16 protein-coding genes and 2 pseudogenes are annotated in these 18715 nt (G+C 51.4%); 11 read left to right on the top strand and 7 right to left on the bottom strand.

Going from position 1 to position 18715, the window contains the following annotated elements; translation table 11 throughout:
- Positions 1 to 324: 324 nt before the first annotated feature.
- The 4 genes from ACLHZ1_RS19505 (at position 325) to ACLHZ1_RS19490 (ending at position 6038) form a co-directional block, all read left to right on the top strand.
- A complete protein-coding gene (locus ACLHZ1_RS19505) occupies positions 325 to 1356 on the top strand; it encodes a hypothetical protein (protein WP_427263403.1) in 1032 nt (343 codons plus the stop codon).
- Positions 1343 to 2953, top strand: coding sequence for a tyrosine-type recombinase/integrase (locus ACLHZ1_RS19500; protein ID WP_427263402.1), 1611 nt, complete (start codon positions 1343 to 1345; stop codon positions 2951 to 2953). Before ACLHZ1_RS19505 ends, ACLHZ1_RS19500 begins: the two co-directional genes overlap by 14 nt.
- Before the next feature lie 9 nt (positions 2954 to 2962).
- Positions 2963 to 5503 (top strand): hypothetical protein, encoded by a 2541-nt coding sequence (locus tag ACLHZ1_RS19495; RefSeq protein ID WP_427263401.1) that lies wholly within the window; start codon positions 2963 to 2965, stop codon positions 5501 to 5503.
- A 76-nt stretch (positions 5504 to 5579) separates the two neighbouring features.
- Entirely contained in the window at positions 5580 to 6038 is a 459-nt protein-coding gene (locus ACLHZ1_RS19490; RefSeq protein WP_268424788.1) for a hypothetical protein, read from the top strand.
- Between the two features lie 55 nt (positions 6039 to 6093).
- Here the strand turns inward: ACLHZ1_RS19490 and ACLHZ1_RS19485 are convergent, their stop codons facing one another.
- Positions 6094 to 6597: a hypothetical protein gene (locus tag ACLHZ1_RS19485; RefSeq protein WP_427263400.1), complete on the bottom strand. Its 504-nt coding sequence runs from the start codon at positions 6595 to 6597 to the stop codon at positions 6094 to 6096.
- Between the two features lie 143 nt (positions 6598 to 6740).
- Between ACLHZ1_RS19485 and ACLHZ1_RS19480 the strand changes: the two genes are divergently transcribed.
- On the top strand, positions 6741 to 6947 hold the full coding sequence (locus tag ACLHZ1_RS19480; protein ID WP_043555730.1) for a helix-turn-helix domain-containing protein: 207 nt from the start codon (positions 6741 to 6743) through the stop codon (positions 6945 to 6947).
- A gap of 226 nt (positions 6948 to 7173) precedes the next feature.
- Here ACLHZ1_RS19480 and ACLHZ1_RS19475 read toward each other — a convergent pair whose 3' ends face one another.
- Both ACLHZ1_RS19475 and ACLHZ1_RS19470 read right to left on the bottom strand, forming a co-directional pair.
- Positions 7174 to 7425 carry a plasmid stabilization protein gene (locus tag ACLHZ1_RS19475; protein WP_427223549.1) on the bottom strand — a complete coding sequence of 84 codons (252 nt, stop codon included), beginning with the start codon at positions 7423 to 7425 and terminating at the stop codon, positions 7174 to 7176.
- A 124-nt stretch (positions 7426 to 7549) separates the two neighbouring features.
- Positions 7550 to 8422: a LysR family transcriptional regulator gene (locus ACLHZ1_RS19470; RefSeq protein WP_268424743.1), complete on the bottom strand. Its 873-nt coding sequence runs from the start codon at positions 8420 to 8422 to the stop codon at positions 7550 to 7552.
- Between the two features lie 130 nt (positions 8423 to 8552).
- Between ACLHZ1_RS19470 and ACLHZ1_RS19465 the strand changes: the two genes are divergently transcribed.
- From ACLHZ1_RS19465 to ACLHZ1_RS19450, 4 genes are all read left to right on the top strand, one after another.
- Positions 8553 to 9179 (top strand): NADPH-dependent F420 reductase, encoded by a 627-nt coding sequence (locus ACLHZ1_RS19465; protein WP_268424742.1) that lies wholly within the window; start codon positions 8553 to 8555, stop codon positions 9177 to 9179.
- A 61-nt stretch (positions 9180 to 9240) separates the two neighbouring features.
- Positions 9241 to 10239, top strand: coding sequence for an alpha/beta fold hydrolase (locus ACLHZ1_RS19460; protein WP_427263399.1), 999 nt, complete (start codon positions 9241 to 9243; stop codon positions 10237 to 10239).
- Between the two features lie 77 nt (positions 10240 to 10316).
- On the top strand, positions 10317 to 10499 hold the full coding sequence (locus ACLHZ1_RS19455) for a tautomerase family protein (protein WP_043555737.1): 183 nt from the start codon (positions 10317 to 10319) through the stop codon (positions 10497 to 10499).
- A gap of 181 nt (positions 10500 to 10680) precedes the next feature.
- Positions 10681 to 11352 (top strand): alpha/beta hydrolase, encoded by a 672-nt coding sequence (locus ACLHZ1_RS19450; protein WP_427263398.1) that lies wholly within the window; start codon positions 10681 to 10683, stop codon positions 11350 to 11352.
- A gap of 357 nt (positions 11353 to 11709) precedes the next feature.
- Here ACLHZ1_RS19450 and ACLHZ1_RS19445 read toward each other — a convergent pair whose 3' ends face one another.
- The 3 genes from ACLHZ1_RS19445 to ACLHZ1_RS19435 form a co-directional block, all read right to left on the bottom strand.
- Positions 11710 to 14874: an efflux RND transporter permease subunit gene (locus tag ACLHZ1_RS19445; protein WP_427263397.1), complete on the bottom strand. Its 3165-nt coding sequence runs from the start codon at positions 14872 to 14874 to the stop codon at positions 11710 to 11712.
- A gap of 29 nt (positions 14875 to 14903) precedes the next feature.
- Positions 14904 to 16094 (bottom strand): efflux RND transporter periplasmic adaptor subunit, encoded by a 1191-nt coding sequence (locus tag ACLHZ1_RS19440; protein ID WP_427263396.1) that lies wholly within the window; start codon positions 16092 to 16094, stop codon positions 14904 to 14906.
- Positions 16095 to 16261: 167 nt separating this feature from the next.
- Complete coding sequence (locus ACLHZ1_RS19435; RefSeq protein WP_427263395.1) at positions 16262 to 16591, bottom strand: hypothetical protein; 330 nt, start codon at positions 16589 to 16591, stop codon at positions 16262 to 16264.
- A 276-nt stretch (positions 16592 to 16867) separates the two neighbouring features.
- On the opposite strand from ACLHZ1_RS19435, the gene ACLHZ1_RS19430 reads away from it, so the two are divergent.
- Complete coding sequence (locus tag ACLHZ1_RS19430) at positions 16868 to 17761, top strand: LysR family transcriptional regulator (RefSeq protein WP_427263394.1); 894 nt, start codon at positions 16868 to 16870, stop codon at positions 17759 to 17761.
- A gap of 113 nt (positions 17762 to 17874) precedes the next feature.
- On the opposite strand, the pseudogene ACLHZ1_RS19425 reads toward ACLHZ1_RS19430, so the two are convergent.
- Positions 17875 to 17979, bottom strand: a pseudogene (locus ACLHZ1_RS19425) (aldo/keto reductase); the annotation flags it as partial.
- 2 nt (positions 17980 to 17981) lie between these two features.
- On the opposite strand from ACLHZ1_RS19425, the pseudogene ACLHZ1_RS19420 reads away from it, so the two are divergent.
- Positions 17982 to 18588 (top strand): annotated as a pseudogene (locus tag ACLHZ1_RS19420) (IS5 family transposase); the annotation flags it as partial.
- Between the last annotated feature and the right edge of the window lie 127 nt (positions 18589 to 18715).

The following is an 18715-nucleotide window of genomic DNA, read 5'->3' as shown; positions in this document are numbered from 1 at the left end:
CCTAAAATGAAAGAAACCAATGCGGTCTTGTTGATGGATAAATTTATCTACTACCTGAAGCAACACCGCTTATATACCCGCACACTTGGAATTATTTGAGTCTCTAAAAATGAGGGGATCTCTGAGATCCCTGAGCTAGATAACCTATTTCACTATCTACTCAGCAAACAACATCTCACAGAAGAGAATGAACCGCCTACTGATAGCACAGTAAGCAATACTGTTAGTCAAGTTAATAAATCAACTTGCTGTACACATATTAAAAATGTGGCCCGTTTTCTGAATTATCTCAATCAGCGGTACATGTGTGTAAAATATCAAAGCATGTCTCTAGCTGAGGCCAATATAAACTACAGCAGTAATGATCTGCGACTCAAAAACAAGGTAAAGGAATTTAATCGACTCGGACCTGCAAAGCATACACCGGCAACTCGCTACAAGAGCATTACGTACCAACAGCATCTAGAGCTTAACGACATGCTGTTACCCTCCTCCCCCGCTGTCGTTGATCCAGATACTGGGGAGATGTTTGAAAAAGTTATCAACCCGATTAATCCATTTCAAACTGAATGTTTACAATATCGCAACTTCCTCATACATCGACTTATGTTCCAGTATGGGCTTCGTGTAGGGGAAGTTTTGTTGCTGACAGTCGATTCATTTGGTGTATCTCAGCCAGATAGCCATGGCAATGTTGAGTATCTATTGATGGTGCAAAATCTTCCTGATGGAATTGATGATCCAAGGAGGAAACCGTTAACTCTAAAAACCCCAAGATCTTGTCGTACAATCAAGTTAGAGGTTAATGATTTCCATTACCTGGAAATTTATAAAGAGCAATACAGAAATCCATATTCTAGAAAATTAAATCATGACTTTATGTTTACGGCAAGCCGAGGCACTTGCCAGCCATTAGGGTACGCTGCTATTAGAAAGGTGTATCGTTGCATCGATACTGCTTATATAAAAACACATCCATCCTTTCGAAATAACAACCCATTCACTGACATGGTGGAGTTAACTCCACATGTGGGTCGCCACACCTGGGCTTATTTTACATTGGAGTATATTTATAAAGAGTTACTAGATGAACAATTGCAACTTTCTCGCGACTTTGGCCTTGACGGTCGCATAAAAGGGCTGTTAGACGCTGCTGCTGAGCAGTTGCGATTGTTGGGGGGGTGGGAAATCGGCAGTCGCATGCCCTATAAATATGCACGACGTTTTGTAGAAAAACTTGCCAATGACAGCAACATCAGGCGCATACAACAGGAGAAAGAAATTGCAGGAATAAATGTAGTGGCCCCCTTCCCCATCCCATTATTAGACGATGGAGATTTCGATGAATTCAGCTAATCCGCAAGACATTCAACATTCGCCTGATAGTCAACTGAATGCCGCACAGGTTAGATGGTTGAACGATCAAGTTATTCCATGTCCATTATATTTGAAATCAGCCACAGAGTTTGATGACACCTATCTAGATACGAGTACGGATGTGTGGAAGTTTAGACATTCGGGACGAAATTGTTCCATTGATTTTGAAAACGGAAAAAATTTTTGCACATTATCTGAAGAAATATCAAAATTAATTAAGTTTGCATGCGTAGTGTATACATCTGAAAACAATGCAAGGATGATATATGAGTTTGCTTGTGATATTGCAAAATCCATAAACAGACTTGTTAGCCTAAATCATGAAACATTTATTGCACTACTACACGAGCAGTACATAAGCAAAGCCACACACCGTCGATTTTATTCAACGCTATATGTACTTAGAAAACTAGATGTTTTAGGTTTTTTTGAAAGCACCAATCATAATGAGGACCTTGAGGATAAATTATTACTAGTTCCTCGCCCTGCTACTGATAAGTGGTCTATTTATTCTGAAATCGATAATGTGCTCCCAGATGCCATGGTTTCGATGATTCATAATGGCCTACAACTTTGGTCTGCCAAGCTGACCCCTCGATTATCAACGGAAGAAGCGAAGCAACGTCATATAGAAAATATTGCTTCACTAGTCTCCATCGAAGAGCTTCGCGATTGCGTAATTCTCGGACTTATATTGGCCACTGGAGCTCGCCCAGTGCAATTAGCTAGAACGGCTGTCGGAGACATAGCTGTTGATACTGAGGGGGACAATCTAATCAGGTATTCATATGCTATTCCCTACGCCAAGCAGAGCAAAAGCCATCCCCAAAGAGTTATAGTGGCAATACCCGAAGAACTCGGAAAGTTAGTTAAGTTATACAAGCGAATTTCAGGGCTGAATGATGGAGACCCACTATTACCTCAATGCGGAAATGCTGTTGTTATGATCAATGATGCGATAAAACGTCAATTGCTACGTTTCTCCCCACTGGAGATGCAGGCTGCAGTAGCTAAACGTCAGGCTGTTGCACCACACTACACAGCAACTCAATTCCGTCACCATGTTGGACACTCATTAGCTATGGTCGGGGTCAGTGCTGAAGAAATCGCCTACGTCCTAGGCCACTCCAGTACGGTTGTGGCGAATCGCTATATCGCATCAACACCAGATCTCGCTAGCATCCGTGAACAGGCGCTGTGCCGAAACCCAGCCTTTAAAAGCATGATTACATTGATGCTGACAGGTAATTTGGTTCAGAGCAACATATGGCATGGTCGTAAGGTCGCAGGCTCTGTGGGTGATATGACTCATTACCACATCGGTGGTTGTGGCTATGAGGAAGGTTTGTGTCCGTATGCACAAGTTCGTTGTTGCTACGGTTGCTTGTATTTTCATCCATTCATAGATGGTCACCATCAGCATGTTCTTGCGGGCTTTGAAAATGAAATAATTTCTCTCATTAAGTTAGCTGACGATTCGTTTATCCAACATCACCCTCTCCTGCCGGAACTAGGTCGTCGTAAGCAACATGTTCAGGCTGTTATGGCTCGTATTTCATATATCAATAACGTGTAGGGCAATGTCATGCGTGAACAAATGGAGAATTTGACGCAGTTTGTGGCAACGTACCAAGCTGTTTTCGATTCACGTCTTGCTGAATATGCGGCAACTGATTTGATGTCCTGGAATGACCCATCTTGGCTTGCTGGTGACAAGGGCGTTGCATGGTTTCGGCAATCAAAGCGAGCTGTGTTGATTTTTTCTCATACAGAAATGCAAGGGATTGAACGCATTGATATTGACGATAACTATGCCCAGTTTATGAAAGCCATCATAATTTTAGATACTTTTCGTAGGAGCAGACCACCTAGCATTGCAACCACGAACAAAATATTGAACATTCTTCGCCGCTGGTATTATGAGATGGTAAAGATGACAGGGCAGAGTCATCCGATGTATTTAAATTCAGATATTATTCACGGTGCAATGAGGAGACATAACGAGAACTCAGCTAGTAGCAGCAATGTCAGCGATTACTGTGACATTGCCGTCTCTTTAGCTAGGATAATTCGCCCCTTTAACTTAACACTTTCTAACATTGAATGTCAAAATCAGTTCCCCAGTAGAAACCATACTAACAATACCAAAAAAAGAAAAGCGGCTGACAGTAACCCAGAAGATACGGATGATAACAAGCTAATTTCCATTCGTGCTTTCATTAGTATCATTGAACTACTGTATCTAGCCAAATCAAATGGTGAAAAGATTTTTTATAATTGCATACTGCTACTCATCATTACTGGCTGGCGATTTCAGGAATTGCAATCGATTAGAATCGATGCATTAATAAAACGCCCCCTCAAAGGAGATAAACTCCTATATGCCCAGGAACATGAACTACCTGAATATAACTTAGGCATTAAATATCTTGGTGCAAAAAAATCTGGCTGGAGAACTTTTTGGGCAGCGCCTAGTACAATTAAGCTAATTGAGTCAATATTTAATGTTGTAATGGAATTGACTGCTGAAAGCAGACAGCTATTAACTCAATATCGGAATTCTGGATTTACAGATTTCCTCCCTCCATCAATAAGAGCTTTGCCACATGATTTAATTGAGGTGTCAGAGCTTAATGGTCTTGTTTTTTCTGGCTCCGGTGGCACACGAGGAAATGCCGGTTTGCGGAAGAGCATGGTAAATTCTTTTTTGCAAAAAGGTGTTGGCATTAAGCCAATAACAAAATCCAATCCAGTTACAAGTAGAGAAAAAATATTTTTATTCACAAAGAAAAAGATTAACGATTTTGTTGAGCTTAAATATGCGCAATCAAAGAGCTTTCATGACGGTTACAAATGTACGCTGGTCATAAGAGATAATGGGGTTGAGCAAAAATTTAATTATGAAGATCTGTTGTTTATTGCGCCTACAAGTGCATTTGGAATGGATCATACGCTTGTTACCCTTACCAATCCAGAACCACTTACTCATGATGTATTGCAAAGCTTACTCGGTGGTAATAAACAAAGAACATCAATTTTTGACAAGCTAAATCTAACAGAGGATAACGGTGATAGAATAGAATTAAACCCCCACATCCCAAGACACAACATTAATACATTTTTGGCAATTTCAGGACTAACTGACCATTTACAAGCTATGTTGATGGGCCGAATGGATATAACTCAAAATCAATTTTATCAGCATAGGGCTGAATCTTTCAATTATAACGCTTCGTCCTTAGCGATCATGGCACTTAATAACAACTCAGAGTCTTTCAAATCCCCCACTCGTGAAGATTTCGGTGATGATAGAAATACTTCATATGAAAATTATAATGTGACAGAAGAATCAATATTACCGGCAATTGCTGAATCCGGCGATCGACGCATCAATGCACTTGCCAAAGCAGCAAAGTCTAAAGCTGTTTACTCTGGTGTAGATGCAGCTAAAAAATACATGGCTATTTTTGTAGATCCAAATTTAAGTTCTGAAGATAACCTTAAGGTTAATTTGCATACAGTCGGCGAATCGAGGGATGAAGTCACACTCCATTTGGAGAAAACTCTTTCATCTAGATTTTTACCTGATTTAAAGCGGGCACATGATAAGCTATTGTCTGCCAAGAAGAATGAGTTAGCCAAAGAACTCATTGAACGGCATGCTCAGTTACATGCCCTCCCCCTTGGGGCCTGTACACGAGATGTCGCCCGCTGGGGCTGCCCATTTGGCATGAAATGCCAATCTGGAGGTCCGTGTGGTTACTTCACTCTTACAGGCAGGCTGGATGAATATGAAGCTATAAATAATAAGATTGCCAATAAAAAGGCTGAGGTTTATCAATTGGAGCAACTTCATAGCAAAGACAAATCATTTGATTTAGCACTCACTGAACAACGTGAAGCTTTGTTATTATTGGAAGCATTCCAAGCTAATGTAATTAAATCTTTTTCTGATAGAGAAATAGTTTCATTATTATCGCAGGATAAATCAAATCCTCTGGCTTCTATTGTCAATAGAATTGAATCACAAAAACTAATTGGTAAAACGCCAAAAACCCTTGCTGATGCATTTTATATTGAGCAGTTAAGAATAGAAAAAAGCAAGCTAACTACGGAAGGTGAATAATAATCTCATACATTGTTCGTTTTGTGGTTACTTAAAATAGTTATTTATATTTTAGATATTCAAAGAGATCATAAACATGACAAATAAACACAGAGTATCTGGCAAAGACTTAGATCAGTTGATTGAGTCAGAATTATTGGCCATGGAGCGAGAAGGCCTGGATAGGGCCCCCATCAAAGCCTCCACACTGCATGCTCGCCTTAAAGCAAAAGGCCTGATTTCAGGTGGTTTGAGTACACTATCGGTACCTCATCGTAGAGATCTAATCGTTAAATATGCAACTCGCCAACATAACCTGAGTGATTTAAATCAACAGGAAGTGGACCTAGTCACCGGGAGGCGGACTGGTGCGGCATATATAAAAAAAGCAGCTCGCATGGAAAATGAGCGCGATGTTTGGCAACAGAAATATCAAGATAATCTTTTCGCAGTGTTAGATCTCGTGAAAGAGATCCAAGTTAAAACACCTATAAAGATAGAGGATATTCTTAGCCCATTTCTTATTCGTGAACTTCGTATCCCCCCAAAAAAATAGAGGATACTAGTGTATAGCATTGCATTCACACTATAACAATTACATATGACAATTATTATTTTGCTTCCTGATATGATGAGACTAAATCAATGACTGCTTTAATACTTTTTATCCTCCCTAAAATAATTTTTATTTTTTCATCCGCTTGGCTTGATATATTATTAATAACATATTCAAACTGTGGATACATGTTAGCTAACTCATCGCACTCCTCCTTTTCTCCCGAAATAATTTTCATTTGGTTCTCATAGTAGCTATATCTTTCATTTAGGTGAAATAATGGATTGTTTACTGGTGGTGACATTTCACTCTCTCGTAAAATGCAATTATTAATGCTCTCATTATAATACTTTCCTGTCTTGGCGAAAATTAAATTTCGCCCATCAGATTTTCTTGAAAGCAATCCTTTCTTAACCAACTTCATTAGTTGTAAATATACAAAGCCATATCCAGCAGCATTACTATAAGAGGTATTTTCTTCTCCATATCCGGCCTTTAGGCATTCCACCACTGTAAACTCGTTCAGTCTTTTATTCTCCAAGGCATTGTAAATAGGCATGGGTAGATGAGTGATCGACATAGTTATGGATTTTCTCCATCTGTTTGCATGATTATTAAACTAATAACCGACAAATAGGGATTATAGTCCCTTCACATGTGTTCAGCAACCAGAGATAGTTTTCGCCTCAAGAGAGGCGATAAATGCATGATATAGCGAAGAAATTTGGGAATAAGTTGCGAGCAAAACGAACTGATCTCGGCATCACCCAAGAACAGCTAGCCTTAATGGCTGATATCGATCAGAGCTATGTGGGACGTATCGAACGAGGAACGGTTAATATCACGCTTGAAAAAGCCTATCGCCTTTGCGAGATACTGCAATGTGATATTCGTGACCTTCTTCCGTAACTTCAAGAGCTTGTCAGCATTGGCGTCTGCCGAACATCAGCACTCCCACCCATAACCTGTAGGACTGCTGAATCAGATTGGTTCGTACCTTTTTAGGATTCCTAGCATCCCAGCAAAGCGTCATAATCCGGCTTTGGAATTGCTCCCTGTTTCCTGGACACCTAACTTTAAGGTTGCGCCAGTTTCGTCATCTTCTGCGCCCAGCGGGCGAAGAGCAGGATATAGATTATAGGTCATCCAGCGAAATGCTGACCCTGTCGAGTGAGGCGATTCGCTCATCAGCTATACGGTTTAGCTCGGCATCTTCGGCCAGCTCGACATAGTAGGCAAAGAGTTCTGGTGGCACACAGTAAAAGGCTGGTTCATTGTTGTTTAGGATGGCAACAGCTGAACCATGGCCTTTCTTTAGTGTCCCCATCGGGTTGCGTTTCAGTTCGAAAATACTGGCCACAGTGGCAGAGAGGATCTGATAACTCATGGTTAAGTCCTGGTAGGTTTAGCGACCTGGTAATGGTTGCGACTGTACCACCTAAAATGGTGTCTGGGATGATTAAACCACTACAATTCGACCACTACTACAGTGTGGCTCGCGCCAGAAAGCCTTAAACATCCGGTCCGAAGTGTGCAATGGCAAAATCGATGAAGCTTCTGAGTTTGGGGGTCATGCGTCGATCCGGAGCATACAGGATGTGCATCGGCAAGGTCGGTGCGTGGTATTCGGGCAGCAGCGTGACCAACTGCCCGGATGAGAGATAGGGCTCGACGATTTCGAAGGGTTGAAGTAATACGCCTACGCCGGCGATTGCAGCAGCCATTAAAGCCTCTCCACTATCCACCATCAAACGGCCTGAGACAGGGACAGTCACCGTTCCCTCAGGCCCGATCAAGGTCCACCGCTTACTCAACTCTGGGTGCAGGTAACCTAGACACTCCTGCCGTGAAAGATCCTGCGGCGTATTGATTGGCCCTCGCGCCGCCAGATAACCGGGGGCTGCGCACAGGATCAGTCGATAGGGTGCCAGTTGCCGAGCAATCAAGCCGCTATCCGTCAATTCACCAATACGAAAGACTACGTCGTATCCTTCATCAACAACATCGACCAGCCTGTTGGTCATGGATAACTCCAGCGTCACCTCAGCGTTGGCATTCAGATAGTCGGGAATCTTTGGTGAAAGCGCATGAATGCCGAACGTCACCGGGGCGTTGATACGCAGCCGCCCACGGGGGGTTGCCCGGGTTTCTGCCGCCAGTCCTTCTGCCGCCTCGACGTCCGCCAGAATGCTTTTAGTCCGCTCGTAAAACTCGCGACCAATATCGGTCAGGTGTTGCCGGCGCGTGGTGCGATTGAGTAGGCGAACTCCCAGATGCTGTTCCAGCATCTGCACATGTTTTCCGACCAGCTGGGAGGACATTCCAAGCGCGTTCCCTGCCGCCGAAAAGGAGCCGAGTTCAACGGCTTTGGTGAATACCGTCATGCTTAACAATCTATCCATTAGAAACACCCTGTTTCAGGTATTGGTGAATTTTGACAATTTATCCCACAAAAGCTCAAGTCGTATAGTGGCAACAGTTGATCTAGCCCTCTCAAGTTCAAGGAGTTGCAAAATGAAAGTTGCCATCATAGGTACCGGAAACATGGCCAGCGGCCTGGCAAGTACTTTGGCGGGAGCCAACCACAACGTCGCCATCGGCAGCCGCGATCCGGCCAAAGCCGCCGCACTCGCTGAAAAAGTGGGACAGAAGACCCAAGGTGGCAGCATTGCTGCCGCTACCCGGCTGGCAGACATCGTGATCCTGGCCATTCCCTTCGGCGGTGCTGCCGATGCCCTCAAGGAGGCAGGGGATCTTGCCGGTAAGATTCTGGTCGATATCAGCAACCCGATCAGCGCCGACTACAAGGAGCTGGTGATAGGCCACACCACCTCCGCCGCCGAAGAAATCCAGGCCCTGGCACCTAAGGCCAGTGTCGTGAAGGCATTCAACACTATCTTTGCCCAGTTGCTGCCGTCCGAGGCCCGCCAAGGCAAGTTGCTCCAGGTGTTGATCGCTGGCGATGACGAGGCGGCCAAATCTCAGGTGTCCACACTGGCTCAATCGATGGGCTTCGAGGCGATCAATGCTGGTCCGTTGAGCAATAGCCGGTTTATCGAGCCTATTGGTGAAATGAACATTCACTTTGGCTACTTCCTCGGCAAAGGCCCGACCGTGGCACCGGCCTGGGTACAGGTATAAGTACTCATCGGGATGCCATGGCCAGCGTTGGACTGACCCTGACATCCCGACAAGGATCATGATGAAACCTTTCATTCGTTCAGCACTGATTACGCTGTCATTGCTCATCTCGCACGACTTGGTCAGCGCAGCTCCGGCCATAGAGGTTCTGGGTAAGGACTACAGCTTCCCCCACAAGCTGACAGGCTTGCCAACCAAGCTATCAGACTTCCAGGACTTGCAAATCAACGCTTTCACAACCAGCGATGGTGTAAAACTGCGCTATTGGGAGGCTGGTTCAGGCAAACCTCTGGTGTTCCTTCCAGGCTGGTCGGCCAGCGGCGCTGAATACATCAACGTGCTCTATCTGCTCAGCAAGCGATACCACGTTTATGTCCTTGATCCCCGTAATCAGGGACTGTCGCAGCACGTCGAATACGGCAGTCGCATCACGCGCCTCTCGGTCGACCTAAAGGAGTTCACTGAACACCTCGGTTTGCAGACAGCGGATTACTGTGGCTGGTCGATGGGCGCGGCTGTCCTGTGGGGTTATATCGACCTCTTCGGCACGAAGAGTATTCGCAAGGTGGTTTTCGTCGACGAACCGGTCTCCATCTATTCTCATGCCGACTGGAGCGAACAGGAACGGCTCGACGCTGGCGGCATGACGTCATCGGTTGAACGCATGGTGGCAACCTTCACCACCGGAGCACCGACAAACCAATTGGTGGTCGATATGAAGGTTGTCGAGCGAGCCATGGTCAACGATTCGCCGTACTACGAGAACTCGACCGCTTTCGCGCACGAGTTTGTCAAAACCGATCCGAAGTACACCGCCAAGGTGCTGTTCGATCACGCCACGAATGACTGGCGCGACGTGATCCGCCACAAGATCGACATACCGACAGCCATCTTCTCTGGCGAATACAGCAACAACTTGCCCAGTCAACGCTGGATGGCTTCCGTCATCCCGAATGCGAGGCTCTATGCCTATACACAGTCCGAACATGGCGACCACTTCCTCATGTTCAAGAACCCGTTCAAGTTCTCGCAGGACCTGCATGCCTTTCTTGAACGTTAAGCCAACCATGACTCTCCGGCTCCCCCGGTGGGTCAATATTTCAGCGAACATCATTTTTTCACCCTAAGGAGAATTTTATGCCCGTCGTACGTGTTACCTGGTTTGAAGGTAAAGAAACCGCCACTAAACAAGTCGTTGCCGCTGAGATTACGGAAAGTATTGTCCGCAATACCGGAACGGACCCGAAGTACATCTACGTGATTTTCGAAGACGTGGCGCCATCTGATTGGGCCGGTGAAGGGAAACTGTTCGGCAGCTGACACCAAACATTTTCAGGCTGATGATGACGGTGCGATCAAATGGCCGCACCGTGTTAATAAGAAATTGGTACAACGACCAGGAAGAGCATTAATGGCCAGTCTTGCAGCCGGCTTGTACTAGAAATTCGGATTGAGTGCTCGGTGTCGTTGCCACGCAACATCTTGGAATAGAGACACAACCATGAACATAGATTTTTCTCCCCTGATAGACGATCTCCCCCTCGCTTATCGCTACCGTCCTGCCGTGGGTCAGCCAATTGGTCTGGTGATCCTGATGCATGGGGTCGGCAGCAATGAGGACTCTTTGCTTGGCCTGGCAAGCTTCATTCCTGAAAACCTTTCTGTCGTTTCGGTTCGCTCCCCTTTGACCATGGCGCCTGGGGCGTACTCCGCATTCTCGGTCAGTTTCACGGCAAACGGCCCCAAAATCGATACGGCAGCGGCTGAAGCAAGCCGGCAACGGCTCCTCCGGTTTATTCCCGAGCTGCAACTACGTTATGGCATTGCATCTGATCAAACCCTGATTGCCGGATTTAGCCAAGGGGGCATAATGTCAGCCAGCCTTGCACTGACCGCCCCCAAATGCGTTCGTGGCTTTGCCATTCTTTCTGGGCGCATCCTGCCGGAAATTGAGCCTCTCATCGCCCGGGCTGAAGATCTGCAACACCTGTCTGCGCTCGTGATGCATGGTGAAAACGATGACCGACTGCCGTATTTATGGGCCGAGAAAAGCACAGAGTTGCTCCAGGCACATGGCATCCCATTTCATCTGCTGAATTATGGAATTGGGCATGAAATTACCCGTGAGGTGGCTACTGATTTTGCAGCCTGGGTTCGCAACATCTTGCTTTGACGGCTGCATAGATGATGTCTGACAAAACCTTTGGCACCTCGCCATCCCTCATTGCACACCACTTGTCACAGCATTCGCAAAGATACCGGGCGCTCTCAGCCGATACAGCTCCGTGACAAATCCAACTTCGAGTTCCATCCATAACAGACAGAGTCAACCCAAGCGCAACGCCCCCATTTGCGCATAAAGGAAAAGCGGGGCGATTCAGACATCCATTTGCGCATTGGCTCAATATCGGGCGGTTGACGTTTCGAACCCAGGTCAGAGTAGACCCATGCTGTATGGCGGTGGTATTCCCAGTCAAAAGAGGCCCATTGGGCCTCTTTGTATAGGTTCATTGCTCATCAGCCAGACTGACTACTCCATGTTCTGCTCCCCATGGCTCACCAGCGGGCGATTGCCTGCGAGGCGCCGCAGCAGCACATAGAAGAGCGGGGTCAGGAACAGACCGAACAGGGTCACCCCTATCATGCCGGAGAAGACCGCCACTCCCATGGCCGATCGCATCTCGGCGCCGGCGCCACTTGCCAGCACCAGGGGCAGCACCCCCATGATGAAAGCCAGCGAGGTCATCAGGATGGGCCGCAGCCGCAGCCTGGCGGCGTCGATGGCGGCAGCCAACGGCGCCCGTCCAGCCAACTCCAGTTCACGGGCAAACTCCACGATGAGAATGGCGTTCTTGGCCGAGAGCCCCACCAGTACGATGAGCCCTATCTGGGTGAAGACGTTGTTGTCCCCGCCAGAGAGCCAGACCCCAGCCATGGCCGAGAGCAGCCCCATCGGCACTATGAGCAAAATGGCCAGCGGCAGCGTCAGGCTTTCGTACTGGGCGGCCAGCACCAGGAACACCAGCAGGATGGCAAGCGGGAAAACCCACAGCGCCGAGTTGCCCGCCAGGATCTCCTGATAGGTGAGTTCGGTCCACTCGAAACCTATGCCCTGAGGCAAGGTCTCGGCGGCGATCCGCTCGATGGCGGCCTTGGCCTGCCCCGAACTGAAACCAGGCGCCGGCCCGCCACTGATATCGGCAGAAAGGAAACCGTTGTAGCGCATCGCCCGTTCAGGACCGACAGTGTGATCCACCTTCATCAGGGCCGACAGGGGGATCATCTCACCCGAGACCGAACGCACCTTCAGTTTGCCGATATCATCGGCATGGCTGCGATAGGTGGCATCTGCCTGCACCCGCACCGAGTAGGTACGCCCGAATTGGTTGAAATCGTTGACATAGAGCGAGCCAAGGTAGACCTGCAGCGTGTTGAAGATATCGGTCACCTCCACCCCGAGCTGATGGGCGCGGGTGCGGTCGATGTCGGCAAAGAGCTGCGGCACATTGATCTGCCAACTGCTGAAGAGCCCGGTCAACTCGGGGGCCTGGGCCGCCTTGGCCAAGAAACCTTGCACCGCCTCATCCATCTCCCTATACCCGAGCCCGCCGCGATCCTCAAGCTGCAGCTTGAAGCCCCCCGTGGTGCCAAGCCCCTGCACGGGGGGCGGTGGGAACATCACCACCACCGCCTCCTCGATGCCGGCGAAAGCCTGGTTCAGTTGCGCCGCCACCGCCATGCCGCTCTGATCGGCGCCTGTCCGCTGCTCAAACGGCTTGAGCATGGCGAACACCACCCCGGCATTGGGGCTGTTGGTGAAGCCGTTGATTGAGAGTCCGGTGAACGCCAGGGTCCCCTCCACGTTCTCATTGTTGGCCATGATAGCCCCCATCCGCTCGATCACCTCATCGGTACGATCCAGGGTGGCGCCATCCGGCAGTTGGGCGAAGCCAATCAGGTACTGCTTGTCCTGGGAGGGCACAAAGCCCCCGGGCACGCTCTGGAACAAGCCATAGGTCAGCACCAGCAGGCCAGCAAACAACAGCAGCGTCGGGGCCTTGCGTCGCAAGATCCCCTGCACGCCAGCACCATAGACGCGGGCGCCGCGCTCGAAACCGTGGTTGAAGCGAGCAAACAGTGGGCCGAACAGCCGCTCCATGCCTCGGGTCAGCGCATCCTTGGGCTCGCCATGCCCCTTGAGCAGCAGGGCCGCCAACGCCGGCGAGAGGGTGAGTGAGTTGATGGCCGAGATGACGGTAGAGATGGCGATAGTCAGGGCAAACTGGCGATAAAACTGGCCGGTCAGCCCGGTGATGAAGGCCAACGGCACGAATACCGCAGACAGCACCAGGGCAATAGCGATGATGGGGCCGGAGACTTCCCGCATGGCGCGGTAGGTCGCCAGGCGCGGTGACAACCCCGCCTCGATATTGCGCTCGACGTTCTCCACTACCACGATGGCGTCATCCACCACTATGCCTATCGCCAACACCAGCCCAAACAGGGTCAACGCATTGAGGGAGAAGCCAAACAGCAGCATGACGGCGAAGGTCCCTATGATGGAGACAGGCACCGCCAGCAGCGGGATGATGGAAGCGCGCCAAGTCTGCAGGAACAGGATAACCACCAGTACCACCAGGGCGATCGCCTCGAGCAGGGTGTGTACCACAGAGTCGATGGAGGCGCGCACGAACTGGGTCGGATCGTAGGCGATACGATACTCGAGCCCTTGGGGCATGGCCTTGGCTATCTGGCTCATGGTGCTGCGCACCTCGTCGGAGATCTGCAATGCGTTGGCGCCCGGTGCCTGGTGGATGCCGATGCCGACCGCCGGCTGGTTGTTGAGTTTCGAACGCACCGAGTAGTCGGCCGCTCCGAGCTCGATACGGGCGATGTCACGCAGGTGCGTCACCGCGCCGCCGCTGCCCGACTTGACGATGATGTCGCCAAACTCCTCCACGCTCTGCAGCCGGCCCCGAGCATTGACGGAGAGCTGCAGCTCGGTACCCGGCAGCGCCGGCGAACCGCCGACCACCCCGGCCGCCGCCTGAATGTTCTGCTCACGCAGCGCCGCTACCACATCGCTGGCCGCGAGGCCACGGGCGGCCACCTTGTCGGGATCGAGCCAGATCCGCATGGCATATTCCCCACCACCGAAGATGGCCACGTCCCCCACCCCCTGGATCCGGGCCAATCGGTCACGCACATTGAGCAGCGCATAATTGCGCTGGTAGTCGATGTCATAGCGATCCTCCGGTGACACCAGGTGCACCACCATGGTGAGATCCGGGCTCGCCTTGACCGTGGTCACCCCCAGGGTACGCACCTCCTCGGGCAGGCGCGCCTCGGCCTGAGCCACCCGGTTCTGCACCAGTTGCTGCGCCTTGTCCGGATCCGTGCCAAGACGGAAGGTGACGGTCAGGGTCATGGTGCCATCCGTGGTGGACTGGCTGCCCATGTAGATCATCCCCTCAACCCCGTTGATGGACTCCTCGAGCGGCATGGCCACCGATTCGGCGATCACCGTGGGACTGGCTCCCGGGTAGGTCGCCCGCACGACCACCTGGGGCGGCACCACCTCGGGATACTCGGAGATGGGCAGAGCATTGACTGCCACCAGTCCCGCCAGCACGAACAGGATGGAGATAACGCCGGCGAAGATGGGCCGGTCGATGAAGAACTTTGAAATATTCATGGTGTGACTCTGATGCAATGACGCGGCCATCAGCCGCGCCTGGCCGTCCGGGCTTGGGTGGTCGTGAGTGCAGTGGGCTCAATCGGGCTGGGCGCCAGCAGTGTGCCGGGACGTACCCGCTGCAGACCATTGACGATGACTCGCTCCCCGGGCTGCAGGCCACGGGTGACGATACGCTCCCCCTCGATACTCATGCCAAGGCTCACCTCGCGGTACTCGGCACGGTTCCCCTCGCCCACCACCATGACGAATTGTTTGCTCTGATCCGAGCCGATAGCCCGCTCGCTCACCAGCAAGGCGTCGACCTGACGGGAAGATCCCAGCCTGATCCTGGCAAACTGACCAGGGATCAGGCTGCCGTCCCGGTTATCCAGAGTGGCGCGTACCCCGAGGGTGCCGCTGCCGGCGTCCACCTGGTTGTCGATAAATTGCAGACGCCCCTCCAGTGGTGTGCCCGTCATCCCACTGGTGCCAAGCTGTACCGGGGTATCACCGATCTGTTCGCGCGACACCTGTAACCGCTCCAGGGTCGCCTCGCTCACATCGAAGCTGGCATAGATGGGGGACACCGAGACCAGAGTGCTCATGACAGGGGCCGTCGGTCCCGCCGCCACCTGGTTGCCCACTGTGATGTCGAGGCGGCCAATCCGCCCCGAGATGGGCGCCGTAACCCGGGTGTAATCGAGGTTGAGCCGGGCCGCTTGCAGGCTCGCCTCGGCGCCGCGCAAGTTGGCAACGGCTTCCAGCTTGGCGTTGTGCAGCTGATCGAGATCGCGCTGAGCGATGGCGCTGGAGGCAATCAGCCGCTGCGCACGCGTCAGATCAGACCCCGCCTGAGCCAACCGAGCACGCGCAGCCTCGACCACCGCCTCGGCCTGGGCCACCTGGGCGGCGTAGGGGGCTGGGTCTATGGTGATCAGCAGATCGCCGCGCGCAACCAATGCCCCTTCCTGAAAGTGGATCCCCTGTATGGTACCGGCCACTCGGGGCCTGAGCTCCACCCGTTCCACCGATTCCAACCGGCCGGAGAACTCCTCCCACAGCTTGACGCGATGGGGCATTATCCTGCTCACGGAAACAGGAACAGCAGCCTCGGCCACGACGGGTGCCTCGGCCTGACTCTGGTGGGTATAGAGGGCAGCCCCCAGGGCAGATGCCACCGAGAAGGCCACCAGATAGGGCGCCGCACGCCGCGCAGTAAAACCTGTTCTGGCAGTCATATTCACATAGTCCATTGATGGGGAAGTTCGACGAGAGCGGATGGATTCATCCGATCTGAAAATAAGGGGGACATATTCTGGTCAGTTCTGCTTATGGCAGCAAAAATGCGGGCAGGCCCAGCAGACGAAGCCTGCCCGCAAAACGAAGCACAAAGGGAATGAGCGGCTTATTCCTGACCGCCACCAAAACCGAACGGCACGCGATACTGCACCTGTTCGCCGCCCAGACTCAGACGCAAATCACCCTGTGTCTTTGCGGGCAGCGCGACTCGCTGCTGGCCCGACATTTTGGCCGGAACCCGTGCCAGCAGATCGCCGGTATCGTTGTATACCTCGAGGGCATCTCCCATGCGCTGTCCGGCGTCTTGGGGCTGCCAGTTCACGATCAGAGCGCCGGGGATAGCGTTGATCTTGGCAGGGATGGCGGCCATGGCCAGAGGTGAACTCATCAGGCCGAAGAAGGCCAGCAGTGTGATTGCGTGTTTCATCATCATCATTCTCATATCGTCAATAGTGGAAGGCCCACAGGCCAGAGACACTGTGTCGTGCCAGGCATGGTTTCGCTGTGCACCGCCCCATGGCGGTAATGCAGTGAGCACCTAGTGGTGTTCAGTGGCGACAGTGTACTGGTTGTTGGATAACATGATTAGACGGGATAATCAGATTGGGTTTATGAGCAAATTTCATTAATTTACGTTAGTAATAATGCAGACTCGGCGGTTACCCTGCCGGCACACACCTCCCCCCTATCACCACCTTCGGCAGGGCAATTCATGGCAAAAACCAACTACAACGACTTGATCTCCTTCATGGCGGTGGCAAGAGAAGGCAGCTTTACTCGCGCGGCGGCTCACCTGGGGGTATCCCAGTCCGCCCTGAGCCACGCCATGCGGGGGCTGGAGGAGCGGCTGGACATTCGGCTGTTGACCCGGACCACGCGCAGCGTCTCCCCCACCCCGGCGGGCGAGCGGCTGCTTGAACGCCTGCAGCCGCATTTTGAAGGGATCGAGGATGAGCTCTCGGCGCTCAATGAGCTCAAGGACAAACCCGCAGGCTTGATCCGTATCACTACCGCCGAGCATGCGGCAGATACCTACCTGTGGCCGCGCATATCGCCACTGCTCAAGGAGTACCCGGACATTCAGGTAGAAATCGATATCAACTACGGCCTGACCAACATAGTCGAGCAGAAATTTGATGCGGGGATCCGGTTGGGGGAACAGGTGGAGAAAGACATGATTGCGGTGCGTATCAGCCAGGATATGCAGATAGTCGTGGTGGCCTCCCCCGACTATCTCTCCCGCAACCCGGCCCCGCACACCATTCAGGATCTGGCGGATCATCAATGCATCGGCCTGAGGCTACCCACCTATGACAACCTGATGCTGTGGGAGTTTGAGCAAGATGGCCAACCCATCAAGGCCCATGTACAGGGTCAGTGCATGTTCAACACAGGCACGCCCATACTGCGCGCCGCGCTGGCAGGTCACGGCCTGGCTTATCTGCCTTCAGACATGGCTGAACCCCATCTGGCCACTGGGGCGCTGATCTCGGTACTGGTCCCCTATTGCCCACGTTTCCCCGGGTATCACCTCTACTACCCCAGCCGACGCCAGAACTCTCCCGCCTTTCGGTTGTTCCTGGACGCCGTGCGCTTGCGGGCATGATGCCTCCCCTCTCCGACCGTGGGCACTGTGTTCCCTCAGCAGGAAAAACGCTTGGCGACGAACCGCGCCACCAAGCGTCTGCCATCTCCCGATGCCATTGCTGATTGCCCTTGTCAGACGTCGAGCTTGCGCTGGGTCAACCATTCCACCATGGCGGGGTCGCGGTGAGAGAAGAAGGCACTGGTCGCCGTATCCAGCGCGGCTATCTGCACCATCTCAACTCCACACCGGCGCACCTTGGCGAGATCTGCCAGAACGTTTCGGCCCATGGAGTTCGGTCTACAACACCTTTCGATGTTGGCAGAGTACAGGCCGTATCGATGCCATCCTTGAAGCGCTGCAACTTCATTTAAATGAAGAAGGGCTTATCGACCTCGAGCTGTAGTGCCTTGACGGCTCCAATTTCAGGGTATCCAAGGATGCTACCTGAACGCGTAAAAAACACTCTGGTGAATCAAGCTCTTGGAGGCTCACGTGGCGGTTTTGGCAGCAAAATCCACTTGGTCACTGATGGTAATGGTTTGCCGCTGAGGTTCCGCCTTTCGCCGGGGCAATCAGCGGAAATCAGATATGCGACAAGTGCGTTGGCCATGGCAAGGATACCGACCTCATCAGGTCTTTATCGCAAGTGTCCAGCGCATCTTGCCGCAGATAAGGCCTATAGCAGCAGGGCTTTGCGGGCCGAACTCCAGCGCAGAAGGATAAAAGCGGTCATCCCGCAGCGCAGCGACCAGCAGCGGCACCATAAGGGACGCCCACTGGTATTGGACAAAGCACATTATCGCAGGCGAAATGTGGTAGAGAGGTGCTTCGGATGGCTGAAGAAGGAGCCTGTAAATGATTCTGTGTAACTGCCCACTCCATTACAGGTGACCGTTCAGGCGATCACCGAACTCGATAATAAAGCGATTTAGAGCAAGCTTCCAATTCTGGATCGGCATGGTCCATTTCTTG

The sequence above is a fragment of the Aeromonas sobria genome (assembly GCF_050266975.1).
Lineage (GTDB): Bacteria > Pseudomonadota > Gammaproteobacteria > Enterobacterales > Aeromonadaceae > Aeromonas > Aeromonas sobria_B.
Note: the sequence above shows the minus strand (reverse complement) of the source record. Positions and strands in the feature narration are given on the sequence as shown.